Genomic DNA, 24,546 nt, shown 5'->3' with positions numbered 1-24,546 from the left:
TCATCCATATGCCATGAATGTAAATCTGTAGGATTACGCCAATACCAGCGTAAGCGTTTTTCCATTTCTGGAGCATAACGCTGAACCCAACGATAAATTGTGGTGTGGTCAACATTCACACCTCGTTCAGCGAGCATTTCTTGAAGTTCACGATAGCTGATGCCATATTTACAATACCAACGAACAGCCCAAAGAATGATTTCACCTTGAAAGTGCCGACCATGGAAGGGATTCATCTGCTGTATCTCGAAATAAATAAGATATTTAGCTTATCATGTCAGCCTATTTGCAACAGTGCCGTTTCGATACTGTTATCAAAGTTGTAAAAGCACTTAGTTTACGGCAAGCAATTTAACATTGGATGTAATTATAAATATTATCTAAATAAGCTGCAATTTCATCCACTGTGGCTCTCGCAGTCCTTGAAACACCCACCAGTGTCGCTGAACCAGGTCCGGTCCACTCACCATATCCTACTAACCATAGGTTGGATTGTTTGACTGCTCGTGTTCCTTCAACAAGTATCGTATTATTTTCCTCTACTATTCCAAGTGGCTTTAAATGGCTTAAAGTCGCTTTAAATCCAGTACACCAAATCACTGCATTAACCTGTTGAAAAGATCCATCTTCCCAAATCACGCCATTTTCTGTAAAAGCCGAAAATGGGCGCTCACTATGTAAAACTCCTCGTGCACGTGCATCTTTGACTGAATCAATCATGACAATATCACCCAGACCGCCAACAGGCTGATCTATTGTACGGCCTTCTAATTGTGCCTTTAAACGCTCTGTCGCACGTAAAAACAGTACACGGCCATGAACATCATCTGCTAAAAATTGAGGAGGTGTTGGCGTGATCCAAAGAGTGTCTGCCACTTGGGAAACTTCAGCCAAAATTTGTGCTCCAGAATTTCCACCACCGACTATCATTACGTGCTTATCTTTAAAAAGTTCTGCATTTTGATAATGGGCGGAGTGTAATTGCAGACCTTTGAAATTTTCTTGGCCAGGGTAAGATGGGATATAAGGATGACTCCAGGTGCCCGTTGCACTGATTACAGCCTTGGCTCTCCATATCTGTTCACCTGCATGCACACTCAATACTTCTCCTTCGCTTTTGACGTGATCAACATATACAGGACGAATAATCGGAAATTGATAACGCTGCTCATATTGCTGCAAGTATTCAATAACTTCTTTCTTGGTCGGATACGTTTGTTCTGTATTCGGCATAACCCAACCAGGTAAGGAACTCCAGCTATTCGGTGAAAACAGACGCAAAGAATTCCAAGCATGTAACCAGGCTCCACCTGCTTGATTTTGATCATCTAAAATAATAAATGGTATTTTTTTTCGCTTTAAAAAATAAGCTGTAGATAAAGCTGCCTGTCCACCACCGATAATGATGACATCAGTTTCCGTCTGTTTCTGATTCAAAGCCTTTTCCCCTTTTATTTTTTCTTTAATATAAAAACCCAATCCTGAAGACTGGGCTTTTACAATATTCACTATATTTTTATGACAACATCAAAATCAACTTAAACTATCAAGATATTTTTCAGCATCTAATGCAGCCATACAACCAGAGCCTGCTGAAGTAATCGCTTGGCGATAAACTGAATCAGCCACATCACCGGCAGCGAATACACCTGGCACTGAAGTAGCAGTGGCATTCCCCGCTGTTCCGCTTTGGATCTGAATATAGCCATCACGTAACTCAAGTTGCGCTGAAAACATCTCAGTATTTGGTTTGTGACCAATTGCCACGAATAAACCCTGTACCTCAATATCTTGCTTTGATCCATCTACAGTGGATTTTAAACGCACTCCAGTTACTCCGGTGTTATCGCCTAACACTTCATCCACTTGATTGTTCCAAAGAATGCTAATTTTGCCTTCTTTCTGTTTTGCAAAAAGATGGTCTTGTAGAATTTTTTCAGAACGCAATGAAGCTCGGCGATGCACTAAAGTCACGTGAGCTGTAATATTAGACAGGTAAAGCGCCTCTTCAACCGCAGTGTTACCACCGCCTACAACCATCACCTTCTGATTCTTATAGAAGAAACCGTCACAAGTTGCACAGGCACTTACACCTTGCCCCATGAATTTAGCTTCAGACTCAAGACCTAAGTATTGTGCCGTTGCACCTGTGGCAATAATCAGGGCATCACAGGTGAATTCTTCCATATCGCCTTTCAGCACGAATGGACGAACGCTTAAATCCACTTCACTGATATGGTCATAGACGATTTCGGTGCCAAAACGTTCCGTATGCGCTTGCATACGTTCCATGAGTGCGGGGCCTGTTAAACCTTCTGGATCACCCGGCCAGTTATCGACTTCAGTGGTCGTGGTTAATTGACCACCGAGTTGTAAGCCTGCAACTAAAGTGGGTTTAAGATTAGCCCGTGCTGCATATACCGCAGCGCTGTAACCCGCAGGACCTGAGCCAAGAATGATTAATTTAGAATGTCTCTTTTGCATTTAAGATCACCTAGCAGTTTACAAACTGCGCTGATTGACACGTTTAGATAATTCTTCAGCTGATTCCTTACGTTCTGAATAACGATCTGTCAGGTATTTGCTTTGTCCACGAGTCAGTAGGGTGAACTTAAATAACTCTTCCATCACATCCACAATCCGGTCATAGAAAGCCGAAGGTTTCATTCGCCCATCTTCTTCAAACTCCAAAAAAGCTTTTGGAACTGAAGACTGATTTGGAATGGTGATCATCCGCATCCACCGCCCCAAAATACGCATCTGGTTCAGGCTGTTAAATGACTGTGATCCGCCACTGACTTGCATCAAGGCAAGAGTTTTACCTTGGGTTGCACGGATTGCCCCTCCTGCCAGTGGAATCCAGTCGATTTGAGATTTAAAGATTGAACTCATAGAACCATGGCGTTCAGGTGAACACCAGACCATGCCTTCTGACCATGCTAAAAGCTCATGCAGTTCTTTTACTTTTGGATGCTCAGTATCCGCATCTTCTGGTAAAGGAAGCCCTTTAGGATGAAAGATTTTTATTTCCGCCCCAAAATGCTCAAGGATTCGACCGGCTTCAAGAACTGCAAGGCGACTGTAAGAACGTTCTCGATTAGAGCCATACAGCAGCAAAATTCGCGGAGGATGAGCAAGTTCTTTGGCTTGAACTTTTTCAAAGGTGGGTTGCTCAAGAAGATTTAGATCTACATTTGGGAGATTCATAGAGTTAGGCCTCTTTAAAAACTTTCTTTCTCAGCCAGAGTGAAACACTCACCAAGGCAATCAACACAGGAACTTCGACCAGTGGGCCAATAATCGTGGTAAAAGCAACAGGCGAAGCGATACCAAAAGTTGCAATCGCTACTGCAAGTGATAATTCAAAATTATTCCCCGCTGCGGTAAATGCAATTGCTGTGGTCTTAGGATAGTCATTGCCCATCCATTTACTCATAAAGAAGCTGATGAAGAACATTAAAACGAAGTAAATGGTTAAAGGAATCGCGATGCGTAAAACTTCAAGCGGAAGACTCACGACATCACCGCCTTTTAGGCTAAACATGGCCAGAATGGTGAACAGCAAAGCCATTAAACTCAGCGGACTGATTTTCGGAATGAACTTGGTTTCATACCATTCCACGCCTTTCTGTTTCACCAAAATCCATCGCGTTAAGAAACCTAATAAGAACGGAATACCAAGATAAACCAGAACAGCATGGGTGATGGTCCAGAAATCGACATTAATGACCTGCGAAGCGACACCAAAATAGGGTGGAAGGAAGGTCAGGAATAACCAGGCATAGGTACTGAAAAATAGAATCTGGAAGATGCTGTTAAAGGCAACTAATGCTGCAACATATTGATTATCACCACAGGCCAAGCCATTCCACACCAGAACCATGGCAATACATCGAGCAAGACCAATCAGGATGACACCGGTCATATATTCTGGATAACTATGTAAAAATATGATTGCCAGGGCAAACATGAGTACTGGCGCGATCAGCCAGTTTTGTACTAAGGATAAAGTAAGGGTTTTCTTATCCTTAAACACTTGTGGCAAAGTCGCATAGTTCACTTTTGCCAGTGGTGGATACATCATTAGAATAAGACCAATCGCGATTGGAATATTCACTGAATCAATGCTTAATTTATCGAGTGCGACAGAAGCCTGAGGAAAGAAGTTTCCGATGGCAATGCCTAAGGCCATGGCAATAAAAATCCATAGCGTCAGGTTGCGATCTAAAAAAGATAAGCGTTTTTTAGACATTTCACTTACTCAACGTTCGAAATTTGATTAATTGCTGCAATCAATTCTGAGCGAGATAGTTTATCTACATTAAGTTTAAATAAAGCATCTAAGCGACGATTGATATGTTCAACAGTGCTCATAAAGGCTTTTATTTTTTCTTCTTTATTCACGTCTAAGTGTGAAGGATCAGCCAAGCCCCAATGTGCCTTGATTGCTCCACCCAAATAAAGTGGACATGCTTCTTGAGCAGCAGAATCACATACTGTGATCACAACATCAGGTTGATATTGTTCACAATCATTAATCGTTTTACTCCATAAACCTTCGGTAGATAATCCTAAGTTTTCAAGGGTTTCTAAAGTTAGCGGGTGAACTTGACCTGAAGGCTTACTCCCAGCACTATAGGCTTTCCAACCTTCTGGTGCTCGGCTATTAAACAAAACTTCAGACAAAATGCTACGGCAGCTATTTCCAGTACATAAAAATAAAAATTTCATTGAATTACTCACAATAACTATTTACAGAAAGGGGGTGTTGATGGCACTGTTGCAAATAGAGATTTGAGTCGATGAAGTTCCTTTTTAAAAGTGCTTAGAGACCGAAAACCCTGTTGATTAGACACACTTCACCTTGAGGCTGACCATAATAAAATGACGATGCTTGTCCTTTACGTAGTGCACGCATGACTTCAATACCTTTAATTGTGGCATAAGCCGTCTTCATAGATTTGAATCCTAATGTGGCCCTGATGATCCGCTTTAACTTACCATGATCACATTCAATGACATTATTTTTATACTTAATCTGCCTGTGCTCAATATCTACTGGACATTTTCCTTCTCGCTTTAACCGTGATAAAGCATGGCCATAGGTCGCTGCTTTATCTGTATTGATGACCCGTGGAATTTGCCATTTTTTCACCGTATTGAAGATCTTTCCTAAAAAACAATAGGCTGATTTACTGTTCCGTCTAGCGGAAAGGTAAAAGTCAATCGTATGACCACGTTGATCAACTGCACGATACAGGTAAGTCCATCGCCCCTTCACTTTGATATAAGTCTCATCCATATGCCATGAATGTAAATCTGTAGGATTACGCCAATACCAGCGTAAGCGTTTTTCCATTTCTGGAGCATAACGCTGAACCCAACGATAAATTGTGGTGTGGTCAACATTCACACCTCGTTCAGCGAGCATTTCTTGAAGTTCACGATAGCTGATGCCATATTTACAATACCAACGAACAGCCCAAAGAATGATTTCACCTTGAAAGTGCCGACCATGGAAGGGATTCATCTGCTGTATCTCGAAATAAATAAGATATTTAGCTTATCATGTCAGCCTATTTGCAACAGTGCCCTTTAAAATGACATTTTTGTCATCTACGATCACTCTGAAATTTATAAGATTAGTTATTTCAATCAATGGTAGTGAACTGAATAGATGAGACCGTTATGGGTTGAAGATAAGTGGCTTTGTTGCATAAATATGTAAGCATCTGATTTAAATAAATTTAATTTTGGATCAAAAAACAATCAAAACTTTTAAAATCATATAGTTATGAAATCGTTGTGCAACAAAGCCAAGATAAGCTAAAAACCGGTGACTACCTTTATGTATAATGCCTCATGATGCGATTTTACTGTTCTGATTGTCGTAAGTTGGCAGTCCAGTAGAAACTTTATTGCTCAGCTACAAAAGATAAATGCAGTAATGTTAAATTTCCTCAATTCCCTTATTTTGAAATTCTCTTATTCAATACCCACGACAGTGGTTATATAGCCTGTTGTTAATAGAATTGATAGACCTAATAACATCTCAAATAAAATGGCATGACTAAGGTGTTTAGCGAATTTAGGATGTTGAAGACGCGGGGTGAAATACCATTTGTTGAAGGCAGCTAAAAGTAGAATACCTATAACAAAAAACATTTTAACCATGAAACCATAGCCATATGCAGTATTGATTAAGGTATTAAAATCTTTAATTAAAAGAAGAGCTACACTAGCGCCACAGGCGATTAATATCCCAACAATGAAAGCAGCAATACGTCCAAATACATGCATGCGATCTTTTAAAGGTAAACCATTTATTTCCCGGCTGGTTTTCCATAACGGATATAAAGACCCCATCCATAACGACATAACTAGAATATGGATTGATAATAAAATTTGAGCAAGTAAGGTTAAATTAGCGACATGTCCGAGCTGGGAAAAACTAAAAATAATCGGGAGAAGTAAAACACAAAATATTGAACTTTCAATTATAGAAAAATGACCTTTGTTCCTGTTAAGTTTAACCACCATGAGAAGAAGTAAAAGAGCAAAACAAATAGAACGAAGAACGTATATATACCCCGTCGGAGTATTAACCAATATATTAATATACGTGGGGTCCACCATCCCTGTAATACCAGTATTGGCAAAACTACCAATCAGAATAAAAAATCCCAAGGTACTGGAAATTAGGCCTAATCCAGCGCCAATTGTAATATATTTAAGAATCGATTCTTTTAGTTCAAGATATTGTCTAAGTAAAAAATAGCAAAAGGCTCCACCAACGACAAAAGCTACACTTAAATATAAAATAACCTTAGTTAACCAAGTGGCCCACATCCAATATTCAGAAATCATTATTTTTGTCCATTCTAGAACAACATGCCAGCACCTCACTGACATGTTGAAAGGTAATCAATTCTTATTTAGTTGATTTGATAGTGAAACTATATTCACCATTCATGTTGTGACCATCTTTCCCCATTGTTGTCCAGACAACGGTATATTTACCTTTTTTCAGTTTCGGAAGAGCGACATCAAAGGATTTCTTTAAGTCATGAGTAACTTTATATTTAAAAGGAACATCTCTTCGCTGAGCATCCAGTAACTTAATATTCATCAACATAACCTCTGCACCAAAGTTAAGGGTCAAGTTCTTTGGTTGACTAAGGATAGATGCATTTTCCGCAGGAATCGCACTCACTAAACTCACATGAGCGAACGTAGTTGTAGTAGCCACAATCATCGTTGCAGCTACTACAACATTACGTAGAGCAGTCATTTTATTTTGAAATAATTTCATTTACGTTTCCTCTTGATTCGTTAGTTCATTAGAGATGACTTTATAAAATCTATATTTAATGAGACCACATCATCTCCTCTTATATTTCAATTATTAGTGAGAGACAGAAACATAGCGATGACTTCAAAATTACATTTTTGTCATTTTTGAAATTTAAAATCTTTAACTATTAAAATAATCTTATTGAAAAATAATGATCATTTAACAAACAAATTATGTAGGTGGTTGATTTATGAAATGTAGTAATCATTTTGTCTAAGAAAATAGTAGCTATTTAATTTTTTATATTTTAGTTTAAATATAAACATGTTATGTTTAATTTGATCTAATATAAATTTGTGGGCTAAGCACATGACTCAAACACGTCCAAGAATGACCAAATTATTTGAACAGCTTGGTTTAGCTTCTACTGAAGAAGCAATTGCAAAATTCATAGAGAGCCATCAGCTAGCTGGAGATGTTTTTTTAACACAAGCAATTTTTTGGACTGATGCTCAACGTCATTTTTTAGAAGAAAAACTACACTCTGATGGTGAATGGACGACAGTGATTGATCAATTAAATGAGTCTTTACATGAAAATTCAGTAAAATAATTTTCCGTTAGTATTAAGTATCTACATTCTTCCCTGCATTGAATACAACTCATTCATACAGTAGTACTGTTTTGGAGATGGAATCTCTATTATATAAGTAGTAGATTCCTTACTCTGAAATTTGGATTATAAACCCTAATATTAAAAATAATCTTCTTTACCTTCTATCTAATAAATATACCAATAAGTTTAATAATTAAATTATCCACCCTTTTTTCTATAAAAAACTATTTTGATCAACTGTATTTTTTCTTTAAAGGAATAACAGTGTAAATTACATTAAGAATGTGTCTCTAACTAGCCTTGGAGTCATCTAATCATTTCATTTTTATTTTTTTAAGCACATAAAATCATAACAACTTTAATAGTTTTAAAAGATTAATATTAAATAAAATTTTTGTCATCTCAGCATAGACTATATATTTCGAGAAGATCTCAAAATTACATTTTTGTCATTTTTAAAAATAATTAATTAATAGTGCTAAAATTTTTAAGAGAGACAGAGAATAACCAAAAATTTCATCAGTTTAGTAGTCAAATTCCTAGACTCTGTTCAGTACTAAAACATAGCTTTTACTTCCAAATTATTTAAAGGAAAAAATTATGATGAAATTCAAAAACATTTTTTTGGGCTTATGTATCGCAGCCGCGTCATTGAATACATTTGCACAGCAATCCGATGAACACAAAGATCACCACCCTGAAAAAACAGCACCATCTGCAGTAACAATTAAGCAAACAGTTACCAGCACCACTGCTACAGATAAAATGGCTGCAATGGATCAACACATGAAGGCGATGCAAGCCATGCATGAGAAGATGATGGCTGCAAAAACCCCACAAGAACGTCAGAAACTTATGGCTGAGCACATGAAACTCATGCAAGGAGGTATGAGTATGATGAAACAGATGGGCAGCCAAAGCATGAATGCAAATATGGCTGACCGTCAGCAGATGATGGAAAAACGTATGGACATGATGCAATCCATGATGCAGATGATGATGGACTGTATGCCTCCGTCAGCAACTAAATAGTTACCCATGAATTAGGGGAAAGCACCATGAATCACCAACACCAAGAAAATAATTCAGTACCTAACTTCTGGTCTACACGTTATGCCATTGGTCTAATCGTGCTGGGTGGTATCGCAGCTTATTTTCTATTAACGGAACATTTAGCCCACGTTATCGGTGCTTTGCCTTATTTATTCCTTTTAGCTTGTCCACTCATGCATATTTTTATGCATGGTGGTCATGGACATCACCATCAACAGAAAAAATCAGACCCATCAGATAATAAAAAATCGCGCGAACCAGGAGATCCATCATGAATCATGCGGAATCGGCTTATGGTTTATGGACGCTGGTTATCATTAACTCAGCAGTTTTTATCATGTTCGCTTTCAGTTTTTTTAGACCTTCCACTGCGCGCGATTGGCGTACATTTGGGGCCTTTTCGGCTTTTATCATTGCTCTATTTGTCGAAATGTATGGTTTTCCTTTAACCATTTACCTGTTATCTGGTTGGCTTCAAACTCGCTTCCCTCAACTTGACTTACTTTCTCATAATGCAGGTCACTTGTGGTCAACGCTATTAGGTGAAAAAGGTGATCCACATTTTGGCATTTTGCATATCGCCAGTTACGTTTTCTTGGGCTATGGATTTTACCTGTTATCAACGTCATGGCACGTGCTGTACAACGCACAACGTCATCACCAATTGGCAGTAACCGGACCCTATGCGCGCATACGTCACCCCCAATACGTGGCTTTTATCTTGATCTTGCTGGGGTTTTTATTGCAATGGCCAACTTTACTGACACTGATTATGTTTCCAATCCTACTCTTAATGTACAGCCGCTTGGCAATTAAGGAAGAGGCTGAAATGAGTAAACAGTTTGGCGCTGTCTATGACAGCTATGCTCAACAGACTCCGAGATTTATTCCAAAATTCGGCCATAAAACCACTTTTCCATAAGAGAATTATTTATGTCAGATCAAAAAAATCATAACCAGGACCATATGGCACAGGCTACAACAGACGTACTGAAAGACCCAGTCTGTGGTATGACCGTCACTGAAGAATCGAAATACCATGAGGAATTTAAGGGGAAAACTTACTTTTTTTGCAGTGATAAATGTCAATCAAAGTTTCATAGCAGCCCGGTGCAATATATCGCTAAACCCGCAACGACGACTGCCGATGCACATACACAGCATCATCAGACTGTTCAACACGTTAATGCGGCAAGCACAACAGGTACGACCATCTATACATGCCCAATGCATCCAGAAATCAGGCAAGATCATCCTGGAAACTGTCCTAAATGCGGAATGACACTGGAGCCACTCATTCCTGAATTAGAGGAAGATGAGAATCCGGAGTTACGTGATTTCCGCCGACGCTTCTGGTGGACACTGCCATTGACCATCATCGTGACTTTTTTGGCGATGTTTGGTCATCAAATGAATCTGTTCAATATGGCTGTTCAGAGCTGGATTGAACTGGTGTTGTCACTCCCAATTGTACTTTGGGCAGGTTGGCCATTTTTTTCCCGGGGTTGGCAATCGGTTGTGAATCGCAGCCCGAACATGTGGACGCTGATTGGTTTGGGCACTGGAGCTGCATTTATTTATAGTGTGGTCGCAACCATTGCACCGCAAATCTTCCCAGACTCATTTATTTCCATGGGTCGTGTCGCTGTTTACTTTGAAGCTTCAGCGGTCATCATTTCATTGACCCTACTGGGACAAATATTGGAGTTAAAAGCACGTTCGCAAACTTCTGCTGCAATTAAGTCACTCCTTGGGCTCGCTCCTAAAACAGCTCGCCGAATCCTGCCTGATGGAACTGAAGAAGATGTTCCTCTAACGCATGTCCATGTAGGAGATTTACTCAGAATTCGCCCAGGTGAAAAAGTGCCTGTGGATGGTGTAATCACTGAAGGAAGTAGTTCAGTGGATGAATCGATGCTGACAGGTGAACCTTTACCGATCACTAAACGCATCGGTGATAAAGTCATTGGTGCTACCCTGAATACCAATGGTTCCCTAATCATGCGTTCAGAGAAAATTGGTTCAAGTACCATGTTATCCCAGATCGTACAGATGGTGGCGCAAGCTCAACGATCGAGAGCACCAATGCAACGCATGGCTGATCAGGTTGCAGGTTGGTTTGTCATGGCTGTAGTAGCCATTGCCTTGCTTACCTTCTTTGGATGGGGACTGTTCGGCCCAGAAGAGTCGAGCTGGGTTTATGCATTAATCAATGCTGTGGCAGTACTCATTATTGCCTGTCCTTGTGCACTAGGCTTGGCAACTCCAATGTCTATCATGGTTGCAACGGGTCAAGGTGCTACTCATGGTGTGTTGTTCCGCGATGCAGCAGCCATTGAGAATCTACGCAAGATTGACACACTAATCATCGATAAAACAGGTACGTTAACTGAAGGACGCCCTGTATTCGATCGTGTGGTTGCCGCATCAGGTTTCGATGAATCTGAAGTATTACGTTTAGCCGCCAGTCTTGATCAAGGCAGTGAACACCCGCTAGCCGAAGCGATTGTAAACGCAGCACACGAACGTGGCCTGCCTCTTGAAACACCAGATAATTTTGAATCAGGCTCAGGGATTGGTGTTCGAGGTCAAGTGGGCGATCGTCAGTTAGCTTTGGGCAACACAGCACTGATGGAGCAATTAGGTATCTCGGTACAATCTCTGATTCCGCAAGCCGAAGAGCTGCGTTCAGAAGGTGCAAGTGTGATGCATCTAGCCATCAATGGTGAATTGGCCGGCCTGCTTGCAGTATCCGATCCCATCAAAAAAAATACCCCAGAAGCACTTGCCACCCTGAAGGAAGCGGGTCTACGTATCGTGATGGCAACAGGAGATGGTCTCACCACTGCCCGTTCAGTCGCAGCACGTCTAGGCATTGATGAGGTACATGGCGAAGTCAAACCCGCAGATAAACTAGAACTGGTCAGCAAATTGCAGAAGGAAGGTCGCATCGTGGCTATGGCTGGTGATGGCATCAATGATGCACCAGCCTTGGCTAAAGCTGATGTCGGTATCGCTATGGGAACCGGGACTGATGTTGCAATGAATAGTGCCCAAGTTACGCTGGTCAAGGGAGATTTACGAGGGATTGCTGTTGCCCGTTCACTTTCGGAAGCTACTGTCGGCAACATGAAACAGAACCTCATGTTTGCTTTCCTTTACAATGCTTTGGGTATCCCTATCGCGGCTGGCGTACTATATCCATTTACCGGTTGGTTGTTGTCACCGATGATTGCCGCCTTGGCTATGAGTTTGAGTTCAGCTTCAGTCATCACCAATGCCCTTCGCCTGCGACATAAAAAGCTATGATAGAGAGTCTTTTTCTTCCACCAGATGTATCAGGCCTGATTGCAGCACTTGCCATCGGCCTGCTCATTGGTTTAGAACGAGGATGGCACGATCGTGAATTGCCCGAGGGCAGCCGAGTAGCAGGCCTACGTACCTTCACATTGACAGGATTGCTCGGAGGAGTGCTCGGTCATTTACAACCAAACTTCGGGCCTTGGCCGCTGGTCGCGGCCGTATTAGGGCTTTCCTTATTATTAACAGTGTCCTACGCGCGTACCGCAAAACTTTCCGGTAATCTAAGCGCTACCACGACGATCGCGATGCTGTTGACATTAGTTCTAGGTGCATATGCATCCCATGGTAATGTTACTTTAGCATTAACAGCGGCTGTCATCGTGGCTGTATTTTTGGATCTCAAGCCAACCTTACACGGTTGGTTACGCTTGATAGAGCATCGTGAATTAACCGCATCTCTACAGTTGCTGGTACTTTCTGTTGTTATATTACCCTACTTACCCAATACGGGTCTGGGACCTTTTGCTGCATTAAATCCTTACCAGTTATGGTGGGCTGTGATCCTGATTGCCGGACTCTCTCTGGCAGGTCATTTTGCCATGCGGCTCACCGGTTCACAAAGAGGCATACTCTGGACAGGTCTATTGGGTGGTTTGGCATCTTCTACAGCTGCAACTGTCGCACTGGCACGCTATACACGCCAGCACCCCGTCATGGTCAGTGCTGCTATTTCTGGAACATTGGCTGCCTGTGGCATCATGTTTTTTCGTATGGTTGTGCTGATAGGCGTCATTGAGCCAGCATTGCTAAGCACTTTTGGTGGTGCAATGATGATTGCGGGAATCCTTCTGCTGGGTATGGCATTGTGGAGACAACGCCAAATTACCAGCGCTGAAAACAACGATCGAACAATAGAAGCAATGGCTCCTTTTGATCTTGGGACAGCATTCAGCTTCGCTGCTTTCCTGGCTGTCATGGCAGTCTTGGTCCCGGCAGCAAAACAATGGTTGGGCACCAGCGGCATCTTCGTATTATCGACTATTTCTGGGCTAGCAGACGTAGATGCTATTTTAGTCTCACTTGCCCGCCTGCATAGTACTGAAGGCTTAACAACAAATGTGGCTGCTGTCGCGCTAGGGCTGGCCACACTGAGCAACATGTTAAGCAAAGCGACAATTGCATGGATGACAGGGGGGCACAGTTTGGCCGAGCTATCATATTTGGCTACACAATTGCCATGATAGGTGCTGGCGTAGCTCTGGCTCTCAGTTTGAGCTTTATGTAAGGTCAACTCGGGTAAATGGAAGATGTTCAAAAAATGAGTTAAAATGATTCCCCTTGCATGGATTCACTTTGAAAAACAATGGTAAAAATGATTCGACCATTGAGGGATTCAGCCTGGATGGTCGCCCCAAGCATATCAAGAATAGATTTTGTTATCGCGAGCCCTAAGCCGGTTCCTTCTTCTGTTCTTTGTCTAGATGCATCTGTTCGATAAAATCGATCAAATAACCTGGATAGTTGTTCAGGAGAGATTTCAGGGCCTTCATTTTCAATTGAAAATATTGTGTTATCTAAATTCTGTTGAAGTTTTATGCGTATTGTAGAATTCTTATTTCCATATTTAACTGCATTAGATAATAGATTGCTGAGTGCTCGACGTAACATAGCAGGATCACCTTTGACATTTCCAGATCCTGTTTGTTGAAGCGTCATATTTTTTTCGGCAGCTAGCGCATCATAGAAATCAAATAAGGCTGTAACTTCTTTAACCAGGTCAATATTCTGTAAGTTCTGTAATTTTAGGCCATGTTCTGCTTTTGCCAAGAAAAGCATATCGGATACCATTCGAGCCAAACGTTCTAATTCTTCTAAATTAGAAAATAGTACTTCTTGATAGGTACTGGTATCTCGTTTACGGGCAAGACATACTTGAGTTTGAGTCATTAAGTTATTAATCGGTGTTCTAATTTCATGCGCTAAATCAGATGAAAAATCGGAAAGCCTTTCTAAAGCTGATTCTAGTCTGTCGAGCATATCATTGAAGGCAATTGCTAATGATTTTAGTTCTGTTGGTGTGTGCTCAACTTCTAAACGTTCTGAAAGATGTTGGGCAGAAATGCCTTCTGCGACCTTAGCCATTTTTTGCACGGGTCTTAAACCTCTCCAGGTTGCAAACCAGCCTAAAAACATTAAACAAATCGTACCGGCTAAACCAATGTAAAAAAGTTGACGCTTAAAATCATTTAAAAAATGTAGATGCTCAGAGGTATCTATACCGACAATAATTTGAGTAGATTTTATTTCAGAATTTTCAACTATATTCGCGTTATAGATAATCCCCCGATAAGTTTTACCCTGAAGTTTCCACTCAATCCACGAACTATCCGCTGTTTTCATTAACTTTTGGGAATTAATCATTGAAGGGGCAGTACTGAATAGAATTTGGCCTGTGGGTCGTTCAATTTGAACAATCAGATCATGATGCCCAACTAAAGCATCTCTTAAATAAAGATTAAGTTCTGGAGAATTTTTAGGATGCTGTTGGAGAAGATTCTGAATAAGCTGGATTTTACCTTCTAATTGGGTACGATCTTGCGTTTCAAAATGATGCATCACTAATTTATGGATGAAAAACCCCATCATAATGAGAATACATATAGTCGATAATGAGAAAATAATACCAATACGAAAACTGATAGATTTGAATAATTTATTATTCATCTTCTACCTCTAATACATACCCCATTCCTCTAATATTTTGAATTAACTTAGGGGTAAAATTACTATCTACTTTATTTCTTAATCGTTTAATAGCGACTTCAACTACATTTGTATCACTATCAAAGTTCATATCCCAAATTTGAGATGCAATAAGTGCTCTTGGTAGAATTTCACCTCTTCTACGCATAAAAAGCTCCATAAGAGCAAATTCTTTAGCCGTTAAATCAATGCGTTGACCTGCTCGTGTTACCCGACGTTTTCTCAAATCAAGTTCTAAATCAGCAATCTTAATAATATTATTATCTTCTCTTTGTTGCCCTCGTCTAAGGAGCGTTTTTATTCGAGCTAGAAGCTCTGCAAAAGCAAAAGGCTTAACTAAATAATCATCAGCGCCTAGCTCTAATCCTTTTACTCGATCTTCGATTTGATCTCGGGCGGTAAGAAAAAGAATGGGCATTGTTTTACCGCTGCTACGAATATCATTGATAATATTCCAACCATTTAGTCCAGGTAACATCACGTCTAAAATAATTAAGTCATACTCTTCAGAAAGAGCTTGATGTTTACCCGTTAACCCATCTGTAACCCAGTCAGTAATATAGCCAGCTTCGGATAAACCTTGCTTGAGATAATCACCAGTTTTTTGTTCATCTTCAACTAATAGTATTCTCATTTCCGAATCCTAAGTCATTCATTAAAACTATAATAACGTTATAAAACATCTGATCGAGATAGATTACAAAAATGTCATTTTCAAGTCACTTAGATGTTCAGTGCTTCACTTTATTGTAGTAGCAAGAAATTAACTTTTAGAGAAACTTATGAAAACTGTAGTGCGTCGTAGTCTAACAATTTTAATGTGTGCTGGAACTTTAATTGCTGGTACTCAATCTTGGGCAAAAGATGTATCAACCTCAAGTGCCACTAAAACGGTAAAAGCACAGGAACCTTGTACAAAACCTTGTAAAATGGAAAAAGATGACAAGACTCAGCAAGATCATAGTCAACATCAGTCTCCTAACTCATCTGACATGTCAAAAATGGATCATTCTATGATGAATATGGACCATTCTAAAATGGATCATTCTATGATGAATATGGACCATTCTAAAATGGATCATTCAAAGATGAATATGGACCATTCTAAAATGGATCATTCAAAGATGAATATGCCTAGTAGCAATAAATAATTTTATAAATAGCGAGAAAGAAGTATTAAAGTTTATACTAAATATTTGCTTTATTACTTCAATCTTGACCTTTCTAAAGGTGAGATAGAATGTCAAAAAAGTTAAGTCATATACTCTTAATTGGAGTTGGTTTATTTTCATCAACTTGGGTAATGGCGGCAGTTAAAGAATATGATTTAACAATCGCTGAACAAACTGTAAATATCACAGGAAAACCAGTTGAGAGAATTACTGTAAATGGTAAATTCGTTGCACCACTTCTTGAATTTGAAGAAGGTGATGAGGCCGTTATCCGTGTTCACAATAAGTTAAAAAATCAGGACTCTTCAATCCATTGGCATGGCTTATTATTACCTGGAATTATGGATGGTGTACCTGGATTTAACAAATTTAATGGCATTGCCCCTAATAAAACTTATGAATATAAGTTTAAAGTCCGCCAAAATGGTACTTATTGGTATCATTCACATAGTAAAGGACAAGAACAAGACGGTTTATATGGTGCTTTTGTTATTTATCCTAAAGATAAAACTCCACTAACAGCTGCTGAAAAAACCGATAAAGATTACGTTGTTTTGCTTTCTGATTTTCATAATTCGACAAGTGATCAAATTATGAAAAATATTAAAAAAGAAGCAGACTACTATCAGAACCGCCGCGAAACAGTATTCGATGTATTAAAACAAGTTAAACGTGATGGGCTAAAAGCGACTTGGCAAGACCGTTCTATGTGGAATCAGATGCGAATGCTGAAAACAGATATGTCCGATGTGACTGGTTATACATTTTTAATGAATGGCAAGACACCTCAGCAAAATTGGACGGGTAACTTCAAAGCTGGTGAAAAAGTTCGCCTTCGTTTTATTAATGCTTCCGCTATGTCATTCTTTGATGTACGCATTCCAAACCTAAAAATGACTGTAGTCAGTGCTGATGGTCAACCTGTAAAGCCCGTTCCTGTAGATGAGTTCCGTATAGGTACTGCTGAAACTTATGATGTCATTGTTGAACCGAAACAAGCCCATTATCAAATCGAAGCTGAATCTATTGATCGTACTGGATTTTCGGTTGGAACCTTACATGATGAAAATACCTCACCTGTAAAACAAATTGAGATGCCTAAGCCTCGTCCTCGTTCTTTATTGACTATGGAAGATATGGGAATGAATCATGATATGTCTTCTATGAAAGGCATGAATCACGATATGTCTTCTATGAAAGGTATGGATCATGATATGTCTTCTATGAAAGGCATGAATCACGATATGTCTTCTATGAAAGGTATGGATCATGATATGTCTTCAATGAAAGATATGAATCATGATATGTCTTCTATGAAAGGCATGAATCACGATATGTCTTCTATGAAAGGTATGGATCATGATATGTCTTCTATGAAAGGTATGGATCATGATATGCCGATGAATAGCGCTACTGTTAAGGCGGCTTCAGACAAGAATGATAATACCGTATTTGGATGGGCAAATGCTTCAACACCTGAAGGTAATAAAGCATTGCAATATAGTGATTTGCAATCGTTAGATCCTCAAAAAGACACTCGTGCAGCTGAACGTGAAATAGAGATCCGTCTTGGTGGAAACATGGAGCGTTATATTTGGACAATAAATGGTAAAAAATTTAATGAAGCCGACCCACTAGTGGTGAAGTATGGTGAACGTATTCGCTTAAAATTTGTCAATGACAGTATGATGGCTCACCCAATGCACTTACATGGCATGTTTATGCAGCTTGAGAATGGTCAGGATCCAAGCAATATGCCAAACAAACATACGGTAATTGTTCCACCTGGGAAAACGATAACCACTCTACTCACAGCTGATGAGTTAGGTGAGTGGGCTATTCATTGTCACCTGCTTTACCATATGAGTGCAGGAATGATGAATAAACTCATTGTAGCTCAAGTGGAAGATGGTAATTCTACAAAGACTGTTCCTCAGTCCCAAGTAAATGAGAAGGGAGTAAATCCACATGCAAATCACTAAGAATTTCTTCTCAAAAACAGTCTTATCAATTGCATTAATAAGTATATCAAACTTAACTTTTGCTAATAGCAGCACTTCGGAACAAGAAAGTAATATTACAAATGGTATGAGAGTCTTATTACAGGAGTCTGGTGGCTTAAGATATAGCCCCCAAGAATTGTATCCAGAATATTATTCAATGGAAAATGCAAATGGGGGAGATAATATTATTCTGACCGCAAGAAAGAGATCAGCCCCATCTCATGATGATCATCTTAAAGAACATGGTGGACAAATTTATCAAGTAACAAAACTTGAAAATGCATGGATAGTTGATGAAGATGGTAAGGGTAAGCTAGGAACAAAGCTTGAAACTTTGATTGGAACAGATGAAAATCGTCTATTTATTGAAGCCAATTCGGAAAAGTCAGAAAGTAATGATCCAAAATATGCTGTATCAGCACTTTATAGCCGTAACGTAGCCCCATTTTGGGATGTACAAGCTGGGGTAAGATATAGTGAAGATAAAAATAACAGCAGCAGCGATCGAGTGGATGGGGTTATTGGTATATTAGGTCTAGCTCCTTATTTCTTTGAAACACAAGCATATCTTTATGGCGGTGAGAATAATTTTTGGGGAGCAAGTTTTGAATTAGAACGTGATTTGCTTTTAACTCAGAAACTTATTACTCAACCTTATATCGAAGCAGATGTAATATTTAGCGATGATTCTAACTATGCTGCAAAATCAGGTTTATCAGAACTAAAAACTGGTATCAAAACTAGATATGAGATTACTAAGCGATTTAAACCTTTTATTGATATTGCTTATCAGTATGAAAAAGGACAGCAAGATACTTTTATGCAAGAGGCTACTAATTCCGAAAAAGGGTGGAAATATGGTGCAGGCATCGAATTAGTTTTTTAAAATAGTATGATTTGGATTCATGAATGGTAGCTTCGGCTACTATTCATGAATTATTACTATTTATTTTCGAATCTGTAAAACTAAAAAAGCTTAATTTTTGGTCTATTTTTATGCAGTGGTTAAAAACGAGCTACAGTAGATGAGATCTTCACTTATCTACAAGAAATTAATACTAAAAAATTTTCAGAATAATTATCCATATCGAGTATAAGAATTTTAGAATCGGTTTTGTGTCTAGGCTACTGGGAGCATTCCAATATTTTGATTATTATTTCACTAAAAGTGTCTACAAGATCATGCTATTCATTAAGCCATAATTTTTGATATTTAAACCTAATTTCATGAATTGCACTAAAAAGAGGGAACTCTTTCATAATTTATAATTAAATTAGAAGTTTTCTTAGGAAGCTGTTTAATATTATTGATATCTATACAGTTTTTCTTGTAAAAGCGCTTCATTTATAGTGAGTATTTCAATAAAATAAGGGAGCTAGCTCCCTTATTTTATTCATTTGCTAATTAAAAATTACTCGCAACTTGATATGTGATTAATGAAAAGATGTAGGCTAATGCAAACAAATAAGTTGCCATAATGATGGGCTGTTTCCAGCTGCCAGTTTCTCGTCTAATTGTTGCTAACGTAGCAAGACAATGGGGAGCAAAAATAAACCATACCAATAATGATAAACCTGTGGCTAACCCCCATCCATCCGGGCCTGAAATTTGACTTAACAGACTTTGAGTTACTGTATCTTCATCACCTGACATCGCATAAATCACCCCAAGAGCAGCAATTACAACTTCCCTTGCTGCCATAGCAGGAATGAGTGCAATACATATTTCCCATGTAAACCCAATAGGCGCAAATATAGGATGAATTAAATGCCCTAACTGACCAGCTAAACTATAGTTAATGGCCGGCATGGTTGCATTATCTGGTGGTTGAGGGAACGTGACTAGCACCCATAACAAGATAGACAGCGCAACGATAATGCCACCAACTCGTTTTAAGAAAATAGTTGCCCTATCATATAAGCCTAATGCAATATTTCTAATATCTGGAATTCGGTATGTGGGAAGCTCAAAAATAAAAATACTTTCAGTTTTATCTTTTCGAACCAACTTCAGAAAGAGTGAAACTAATAACGCTGAGACTATTCCCGACATATAAAGACCAAAAAGGACTAATCCTTGCAGACTTAACCAGCCGTAGATTAATTGGTTCGGAATAAATGCCGCGATCAATAAAGCATATACTGGCAATCTTGCTGAACAGGTCATCAAGGGTGCAATCATAATTGTTGCTAATCGGTCCCGTTCAGAGCTGATACTTCTGGTTGCCATAATTCCGGGAATGGCACAAGCAAAACTGGATAGCAGAGGAATAAATGAACGGCCGCTAAGCCCGGCTTTAGACATTAATTTATCTAAAAGAAATGCTGCCCGGGGTAAATAGCCTGACTCTTCAAGCATTAAAATGAAGAAGAATAAAATCAAAATCTGAGGCATATATGCAAGCACGCTACCTGCACCAGCAATTACCCCATCCACAACCAAGCTTTTTAATAGAGGATGTTGGATTAGTGGTCCAATAAAATCACTGAGCCATGCGACAAAATTTTCAATGAATTCAATAAAAGGCGTTGCCCATATAAATACCGCCTGGAACATCACAAACATGGTTAAAGTTAAGATTACTAAACCAAATACAGGATGTAGAAAAATTTTATCTAGAAATGCGGTTCTTTTATCACCACTGTCATTATTTAAAATAACTTGTTTGGTGATTTGTTTGACCTGTTCAAAATGACTTAATTCAGAATGATAAGGAGTAATAAAAAGATTTTTTTGATCTAATTGATTAATTAAATCTTGAATTCCTTTTGTTTTAACTGCGACAGCTTCAACTACAGGGATACCTAACAGTTGAGACAGTTTATCCTTATCAATGGAAATACCACGCTTTTTGACCTCATCCATCATATTTAATACAAGAATCATAGGGCGATTTAAAGCACGAACTTCGAGAACCAAGCTCAAATGTAAGCTTAAATTTGTGGCATCTACAACGCATATAAAAATGTCGGGTAGAATTTCACCTTTTAGCTCGCCCAAACAAACTGCCCTGGTAACTTCTTCATCTAAACTACTAGGTTTTAAACTGTAAGTTCCGGGTAAGTCCAATACTCGTACTGCATCACCAGAAGGTAAGTTAAAAGAACCTTCTTTTCTTTCTACGGTAACCCCAGCATAGTTGGCAACTTTTTGTCGCGTACCAGTAAGTGTATTAAATAAAGAGGTTTTTCCGCAATTTGGATTACCGACTAATGCAATGTTCTTAATCTTCATTGGATACTAACTCTACAAAAATTCTTTCAGCTTCATTCTTTCTTAATGCGAATCTTGAAGTTTCAATTTGAACTAAAACAGGATCTCCGCCAAAAACACCTTTAGCGAGTACTTGTAGAGTTTCACCCTCTCTAAAACCTAATAGTTGGAGCCGTTCCAATACGGGATCAGTGGTATGACTGTATTGATTACCTTTTTTGAGATCTCTAATTTTGACGATCTGATTTTGTTTAACTTGAAATAGATTCATTTTCGAGACTCTTACTTCAAAGCCAAAATCTTTCGAGCACCATTAAGCACGAATAAAGAAACCAGGATGCCAATGATTAAGTCTGGGTAAGCTGATCCCGTCCACGCCACGAGTACACCGGCAAATATAACGCCCATATTTACGACAACGTCATTCGCCGAGAAAATCCAACTGGCTTTCATATGTGCGCCATCTTCTCGATGACCAGAAATAAGATATAAGCATGTCACGTTAGCTATAAGTGCGAGCAGGCCAATAACAATCATGAGCGTTGATTCTGGCTCGCTTCCAAACATGAATCGTCTAATGACATCAATAATCACGATGACAGCAAGTAATAACTGAATCCAACCTGCGAAATGGGCTGCTTTCACTTGATATTTCGCAGCTTTTCCGACGGCATATAGCGCAATACCATAAACGGCTGCATCGGCAAACATATCTAGAGAATCAGCAATCAATCCTGTAGACGCAGCAATAATACCGCTGATGAATTCTATAAAGAACAGTAGAGCATTAATGCCTAATAACAGTTTAAGTACTTTAGCTTGTCTCACAGGATCAGGTTCATTGGGTAGATCACCTGAAGAAAGCTGTGTTTCATCAAGTTTCGCCCCAAAACCCAGTTCTTCAAGTTTGGCCGTAATTTGCTGAATCCCTTCATTATGGAAGACTTTCAGTTTTCGATTGGGAAGATCAAAAGTAAGACCTTTAACTGCTTCAAGATCTGCAAGAGTCATACGGACCATTTGCTCTTCAGCAGAGCAATCCATTTTAGGAATGGTGTAGGTACTTGTTTGCTTGGCCTGTTGATTGCTTATATAAGTTTCAGTCTTCACAAGCTTTGCCCCAAAACCCAGTCCTTCAAGTTTGGTGGTTATATTTTCATCTTTTTGATTATGTAGAACCTTTAAAGAACGGTTAGGTAAATCAAAGATGAGTTTTTGAACACCATCAATTGAAGATAGTGCCATACGAACCATCTGTTCTTCCGCAGAACAATCCATTTTGGGAACTAAGTATTCACTCATGTAGTGCGAATCTCTTAAAACGTTTTCAGTGCTTAAATTTTCTTTGGGATCAGAACCACAACAGGATTGAGCGGTATCTTCACAACTGTTTGAAGTGTTACAGCAAGGAGATGAAGATTTTTCTTCTTTCTCTTCACCACAACAGCTAGGCGTATTATCACAATTCTTTGAATTGCTTGCTTCTGCAATTGATGGATGATTTTCTTGTTGAGATTTCTTATCTTCGCATGGTGTTTCTTTACTACATCCACAGCCACTCATAGTTATACCCATTAAAAAAATTTATAAACTTTGAATATTAGAATCCCTATAGTTACTATAGAGTCAAGATTTTTTGGAAATACTAACTCAATGCATTTAAAAATTGGTGAACTCTCTAAAAAAACCTCATGTTCAGTATTAACAATTAGGTTTTATGAAAAGGAAGGTTTAATTCCGGAACCGGAAAGAACGGAAGGAAATTACCGCCTTTACGATGTAGGCTATGTTGAGCGAATTAAGTTTATTTTGAATTGCCGAACTTTAAATATGAGTTTGAATGAAATTCGTCAATTACTCACCTATAAAGATAATCCCAAGAAAAATTGTTCAGATGTGAATGAATTAATTGACTTACATGTCAGTGCTATCAGGGAAAATATAATCAAGCAACAAAAGCTTATTGAACAATTATCTGATTTAAGAGGTACTTGTGATGGCTTATGTACAATTGACCAATGTGGAGTTCTAAAAAATCTAGCTTGATTATCTAGACCTATGCTTTTTTCAAAAAATCGGCACTGTTGCAAATAACCACGAATGGTAAGCTGAAGACTGTTTTAGCTAAAGGTGCAGCATATGAATCCTTTCCATGGTCGGCATTTTCAGGGCGAAATCATTCTTTGGGCTGTGCGCTGGTATTGGCGTAATCCTACAGATCTGAGCTCGTGGCATATTGATGAAACCTATGTAAAAGTGAATGGACGATGGTCTTATCTGTATCGTGCAGTCGATCAACGTGGCGATACCATTGATTTTTATCTTTCTTCTAGACGTAATACCAAATCAGCATATTGTTTTCTTGGAAAAATTTTAAATAATGTGAAGAAGTGGCAAATTCCACAAGTGATCAACACGGATAAAGCACCCACATATGGACGTGCTTTATCACGGTTAAAACGGGAAGGTAAATGTCCACCAGACCTTGAGCACAGGCAGATTAAGTATAAAAATAACGTGATTGAATGTGATCATGGCAAGCTAAAGCGGATCATCAGGGCCACATTAGGATTCAAATCTATGAAGACGGCTTATGCCACAATTAAAGGTATTGAAGTCATGCGTGCACTACGTAAAGGACAAGCATCGTCATTTTATTATGGTCAGCCTCAGGGTGAAGTGTGTCTAATCAACAGGGTTTTCGGTCTCTAAGTACTTTTTAAAGGGAACATCATCGACTCAAATCGGCTTTGTTGCACAAACCTAGAGCCTATAAGGTTTATTCAGTCCTATAATTTCAAAATGAATAAACCTACTCCTAAAACTTATCGTACAACCAACTGGTCTTCCTATAATCGCGCTCTCATTAATCGGGGCAACATTTCCATTTGGTTTGATCCAAACACTCAGTGGTATGCACAACCACAAAACAAGCAAGGTCGAAATCAAACTTACTCCGATACGGCTATTCAATGCTGTTTAATGATCAAATCTTTATTTAGACTCTCTTTACGCATGGTCACAGGTTTTGTTCAAAGTCTGATTAAACTTTGTGGATTAAATTGGACCGCACCAGATTACAGTACGCTTTGTCGAAGACAAAAACATATTGATATTGCGATTAGCTAT

The 24,546-nt window shown here is 39.0% G+C and carries 24 protein-coding genes and 2 pseudogenes; 12 read left to right on the top strand and 14 right to left on the bottom strand.

What is annotated here, in order from left to right; genetic code table 11:
• The 9 genes and pseudogenes from J500_RS15535 to J500_RS15495 all read right to left on the bottom strand — a co-directional run.
• A pseudogene (locus tag J500_RS15535) lies at nt 1-236 on the bottom strand (IS6 family transposase); the annotation flags it as partial.
• A gap of 115 nt (nt 237-351) precedes the next feature.
• Nucleotides 352-1,437 carry an ArsO family NAD(P)H-dependent flavin-containing monooxygenase gene (locus J500_RS15530; RefSeq protein WP_171071584.1) on the bottom strand — a complete coding sequence of 362 codons (1,086 nt, stop codon included), beginning with the start codon at nt 1,435-1,437 and terminating at the stop codon, nt 352-354.
• A gap of 96 nt (nt 1,438-1,533) precedes the next feature.
• Nucleotides 1,534-2,484, bottom strand: coding sequence for a thioredoxin-disulfide reductase (trxB, locus tag J500_RS15525; protein ID WP_004644738.1), 951 nt, complete (start codon nt 2,482-2,484; stop codon nt 1,534-1,536).
• A gap of 18 nt (nt 2,485-2,502) precedes the next feature.
• Complete coding sequence (gene arsH, locus J500_RS15520; protein ID WP_004644739.1) at nt 2,503-3,207, bottom strand: arsenical resistance protein ArsH; 705 nt, start codon at nt 3,205-3,207, stop codon at nt 2,503-2,505.
• Between the two features lie 4 nt (nt 3,208-3,211).
• Nucleotides 3,212-4,252, bottom strand: coding sequence for an ACR3 family arsenite efflux transporter (arsB, locus tag J500_RS15515; RefSeq protein WP_004992155.1), 1,041 nt, complete (start codon nt 4,250-4,252; stop codon nt 3,212-3,214).
• A gap of 5 nt (nt 4,253-4,257) precedes the next feature.
• A complete protein-coding gene (locus J500_RS15510; protein WP_004644741.1) occupies nt 4,258-4,731 on the bottom strand; it encodes an arsenate reductase ArsC in 474 nt (157 codons plus the stop codon).
• Between the two features lie 94 nt (nt 4,732-4,825).
• Nucleotides 4,826-5,530, bottom strand: coding sequence for an IS6-like element IS1008 family transposase (locus tag J500_RS15505; RefSeq protein ID WP_001067790.1), 705 nt, complete (start codon nt 5,528-5,530; stop codon nt 4,826-4,828).
• A 455-nt stretch (nt 5,531-5,985) separates the two neighbouring features.
• Entirely contained in the window at nt 5,986-6,867 is an 882-nt protein-coding gene (locus J500_RS15500; protein ID WP_034700469.1) for a copper resistance D family protein, read from the bottom strand.
• Nucleotides 6,868-6,931: 64 nt separating this feature from the next.
• Nucleotides 6,932-7,312, bottom strand: coding sequence for a copper resistance CopC family protein (locus J500_RS15495; protein ID WP_004992273.1), 381 nt, complete (start codon nt 7,310-7,312; stop codon nt 6,932-6,934).
• 351 nt (nt 7,313-7,663) lie between these two features.
• Between J500_RS15495 and J500_RS15490 the strand changes: the two genes are divergently transcribed.
• From J500_RS15490 to J500_RS15465, 6 genes and pseudogenes are all read left to right on the top strand, one after another.
• On the top strand, nt 7,664-7,906 hold the full coding sequence (locus tag J500_RS15490; RefSeq protein WP_004281876.1) for a DUF2789 family protein: 243 nt from the start codon (nt 7,664-7,666) through the stop codon (nt 7,904-7,906).
• 603 nt (nt 7,907-8,509) lie between these two features.
• Nucleotides 8,510-8,941 carry a hypothetical protein gene (locus tag J500_RS15485; RefSeq protein WP_004695737.1) on the top strand — a complete coding sequence of 144 codons (432 nt, stop codon included), beginning with the start codon at nt 8,510-8,512 and terminating at the stop codon, nt 8,939-8,941.
• Between the two features lie 26 nt (nt 8,942-8,967).
• Nucleotides 8,968-9,237, top strand: a complete 270-nt coding sequence (locus J500_RS15480) for a DUF2933 domain-containing protein (protein ID WP_004992270.1) — start codon at nt 8,968-8,970, stop codon at nt 9,235-9,237.
• A complete protein-coding gene (locus J500_RS15475) occupies nt 9,234-9,884 on the top strand; it encodes a methyltransferase family protein (protein ID WP_004992269.1) in 651 nt (216 codons plus the stop codon). Before J500_RS15480 ends, J500_RS15475 begins: the two co-directional genes overlap by 4 nt.
• An 11-nt stretch (nt 9,885-9,895) precedes the next feature.
• Nucleotides 9,896-12,271, top strand: coding sequence for a heavy metal translocating P-type ATPase (locus J500_RS15470; protein WP_004992267.1), 2,376 nt, complete (start codon nt 9,896-9,898; stop codon nt 12,269-12,271).
• Nucleotides 12,268-13,550, top strand: a pseudogene (locus tag J500_RS15465) (MgtC/SapB family protein). The gene J500_RS15470 and the pseudogene J500_RS15465 overlap by 4 nt, the downstream one beginning before the upstream one ends.
• 38 nt (nt 13,551-13,588) lie before the next feature.
• Here J500_RS15465 and J500_RS15460 read toward each other — a convergent pair.
• Both J500_RS15460 and J500_RS15455 read right to left on the bottom strand, forming a co-directional pair.
• A complete protein-coding gene (locus J500_RS15460; protein WP_004992264.1) occupies nt 13,589-14,989 on the bottom strand; it encodes a heavy metal sensor histidine kinase in 1,401 nt (466 codons plus the stop codon).
• On the bottom strand, nt 14,982-15,662 hold the full coding sequence (locus tag J500_RS15455) for a heavy metal response regulator transcription factor (protein WP_004679347.1): 681 nt from the start codon (nt 15,660-15,662) through the stop codon (nt 14,982-14,984). Before J500_RS15455 ends, J500_RS15460 begins: the two co-directional genes overlap by 8 nt.
• 148 nt (nt 15,663-15,810) lie before the next feature.
• Here J500_RS15455 and J500_RS15450 point away from each other — a divergent pair, with 148 nt between their 5' ends.
• From J500_RS15450 to J500_RS15440, 3 genes are all read left to right on the top strand, one after another.
• On the top strand, nt 15,811-16,179 hold the full coding sequence (locus tag J500_RS15450; protein ID WP_004992262.1) for a hypothetical protein: 369 nt from the start codon (nt 15,811-15,813) through the stop codon (nt 16,177-16,179).
• Nucleotides 16,180-16,268: 89 nt separating this feature from the next.
• Nucleotides 16,269-18,182 (top strand): copper resistance system multicopper oxidase, encoded by a 1,914-nt coding sequence (locus J500_RS15445; protein ID WP_010588885.1) that lies wholly within the window; start codon nt 16,269-16,271, stop codon nt 18,180-18,182.
• A complete protein-coding gene (locus tag J500_RS15440; protein WP_004992258.1) occupies nt 18,169-19,089 on the top strand; it encodes a copper resistance protein B in 921 nt (306 codons plus the stop codon). The genes J500_RS15445 and J500_RS15440 overlap by 14 nt, the downstream gene beginning before the upstream one ends.
• A 519-nt stretch (nt 19,090-19,608) precedes the next feature.
• Here the strand turns inward: J500_RS15440 and feoB are convergent.
• The 3 genes from feoB to J500_RS15425 are packed head-to-tail and all read right to left on the bottom strand — an operon-like array spanning nt 19,609 to nt 22,980.
• Nucleotides 19,609-21,438, bottom strand: a complete 1,830-nt coding sequence (feoB, locus tag J500_RS15435; protein WP_034700461.1) for a ferrous iron transporter B — start codon at nt 21,436-21,438, stop codon at nt 19,609-19,611.
• Entirely contained in the window at nt 21,428-21,688 is a 261-nt protein-coding gene (locus J500_RS15430) for a FeoA family protein (protein WP_004665962.1), read from the bottom strand. The genes feoB and J500_RS15430 overlap by 11 nt, the downstream gene beginning before the upstream one ends.
• Nucleotides 21,689-21,699: 11 nt before the next feature.
• The gene (locus J500_RS15425; protein WP_004992254.1) at nt 21,700-22,980 is read right to left on the bottom strand and encodes a cation diffusion facilitator family transporter; all 1,281 of its coding nucleotides are present in this window, start codon (nt 22,978-22,980) and stop codon (nt 21,700-21,702) included.
• 90 nt (nt 22,981-23,070) lie between these two features.
• On the opposite strand from J500_RS15425, the gene cadR reads away from it, so the two are divergent.
• From cadR to J500_RS15410, 3 genes are all read left to right on the top strand, one after another.
• Nucleotides 23,071-23,463 (top strand): Cd(II)/Pb(II)-responsive transcriptional regulator, encoded by a 393-nt coding sequence (cadR, locus tag J500_RS15420; protein ID WP_004992253.1) that lies wholly within the window; start codon nt 23,071-23,073, stop codon nt 23,461-23,463.
• A gap of 93 nt (nt 23,464-23,556) precedes the next feature.
• Nucleotides 23,557-24,129: an IS6 family transposase gene (locus J500_RS15415; protein ID WP_004992249.1), complete on the top strand. Its 573-nt coding sequence runs from the start codon at nt 23,557-23,559 to the stop codon at nt 24,127-24,129.
• Nucleotides 24,130-24,219: 90 nt separating this feature from the next.
• The coding region (locus J500_RS15410) for an IS5/IS1182 family transposase (RefSeq protein ID WP_032036900.1) at nt 24,220-24,546 on the top strand (327 nt) is incomplete at its 3' end.

It is taken from the genome of Acinetobacter sp. 479375 (assembly GCF_000581715.1).
Lineage (GTDB): Bacteria > Pseudomonadota > Gammaproteobacteria > Pseudomonadales > Moraxellaceae > Acinetobacter > Acinetobacter ursingii.
This window is presented reverse-complemented; position numbering and strand designations above follow the sequence as displayed.

Excerpts from the sequence above, each read along its gene's own strand:
- trxB (WP_004644738.1), bottom strand. The coding sequence starts at position 2,484 with ATGCAAAAGAGACATTCTAAATTAATCATTCTTGGCTCAGGTCCTGCG.
- arsH (WP_004644739.1), bottom strand. The coding sequence starts at position 3,207 with ATGAATCTCCCAAATGTAGATCTAAATCTTCTTGAGCAACCCACCTTT.
- arsB (WP_004992155.1), bottom strand. The coding sequence starts at position 4,252 with ATGTCTAAAAAACGCTTATCTTTTTTAGATCGCAACCTGACGCTATGG.
- J500_RS15510 (WP_004644741.1), bottom strand. The coding sequence starts at position 4,731 with ATGAAATTTTTATTTTTATGTACTGGAAATAGCTGCCGTAGCATTTTG.
- J500_RS15505 (WP_001067790.1), bottom strand. The coding sequence starts at position 5,530 with ATGAATCCCTTCCATGGTCGGCACTTTCAAGGTGAAATCATTCTTTGG.
- J500_RS15500 (WP_034700469.1), bottom strand. The coding sequence starts at position 6,867 with ATGATTTCTGAATATTGGATGTGGGCCACTTGGTTAACTAAGGTTATT.
- J500_RS15495 (WP_004992273.1), bottom strand. The coding sequence starts at position 7,312 with ATGAAATTATTTCAAAATAAAATGACTGCTCTACGTAATGTTGTAGTA.
- J500_RS15490 (WP_004281876.1), top strand. The coding sequence starts at position 7,664 with ATGACTCAAACACGTCCAAGAATGACCAAATTATTTGAACAGCTTGGT.
- J500_RS15485 (WP_004695737.1), top strand. The coding sequence starts at position 8,510 with ATGATGAAATTCAAAAACATTTTTTTGGGCTTATGTATCGCAGCCGCG.
- J500_RS15480 (WP_004992270.1), top strand. The coding sequence starts at position 8,968 with ATGAATCACCAACACCAAGAAAATAATTCAGTACCTAACTTCTGGTCT.
- J500_RS15475 (WP_004992269.1), top strand. The coding sequence starts at position 9,234 with ATGAATCATGCGGAATCGGCTTATGGTTTATGGACGCTGGTTATCATT.
- J500_RS15470 (WP_004992267.1), top strand. The coding sequence starts at position 9,896 with ATGTCAGATCAAAAAAATCATAACCAGGACCATATGGCACAGGCTACA.
- J500_RS15460 (WP_004992264.1), bottom strand. The coding sequence starts at position 14,989 with ATGAATAATAAATTATTCAAATCTATCAGTTTTCGTATTGGTATTATT.
- J500_RS15455 (WP_004679347.1), bottom strand. The coding sequence starts at position 15,662 with ATGAGAATACTATTAGTTGAAGATGAACAAAAAACTGGTGATTATCTC.
- J500_RS15450 (WP_004992262.1), top strand. The coding sequence starts at position 15,811 with ATGAAAACTGTAGTGCGTCGTAGTCTAACAATTTTAATGTGTGCTGGA.
- J500_RS15445 (WP_010588885.1), top strand. The coding sequence starts at position 16,269 with ATGTCAAAAAAGTTAAGTCATATACTCTTAATTGGAGTTGGTTTATTT.
- J500_RS15440 (WP_004992258.1), top strand. The coding sequence starts at position 18,169 with ATGCAAATCACTAAGAATTTCTTCTCAAAAACAGTCTTATCAATTGCA.
- feoB (WP_034700461.1), bottom strand. The coding sequence starts at position 21,438 with ATGAAGATTAAGAACATTGCATTAGTCGGTAATCCAAATTGCGGAAAA.
- J500_RS15430 (WP_004665962.1), bottom strand. The coding sequence starts at position 21,688 with ATGAATCTATTTCAAGTTAAACAAAATCAGATCGTCAAAATTAGAGAT.
- J500_RS15425 (WP_004992254.1), bottom strand. The coding sequence starts at position 22,980 with ATGAGTGGCTGTGGATGTAGTAAAGAAACACCATGCGAAGATAAGAAA.
- cadR (WP_004992253.1), top strand. The coding sequence starts at position 23,071 with ATGCATTTAAAAATTGGTGAACTCTCTAAAAAAACCTCATGTTCAGTA.
- J500_RS15415 (WP_004992249.1), top strand. The coding sequence starts at position 23,557 with ATGAATCCTTTCCATGGTCGGCATTTTCAGGGCGAAATCATTCTTTGG.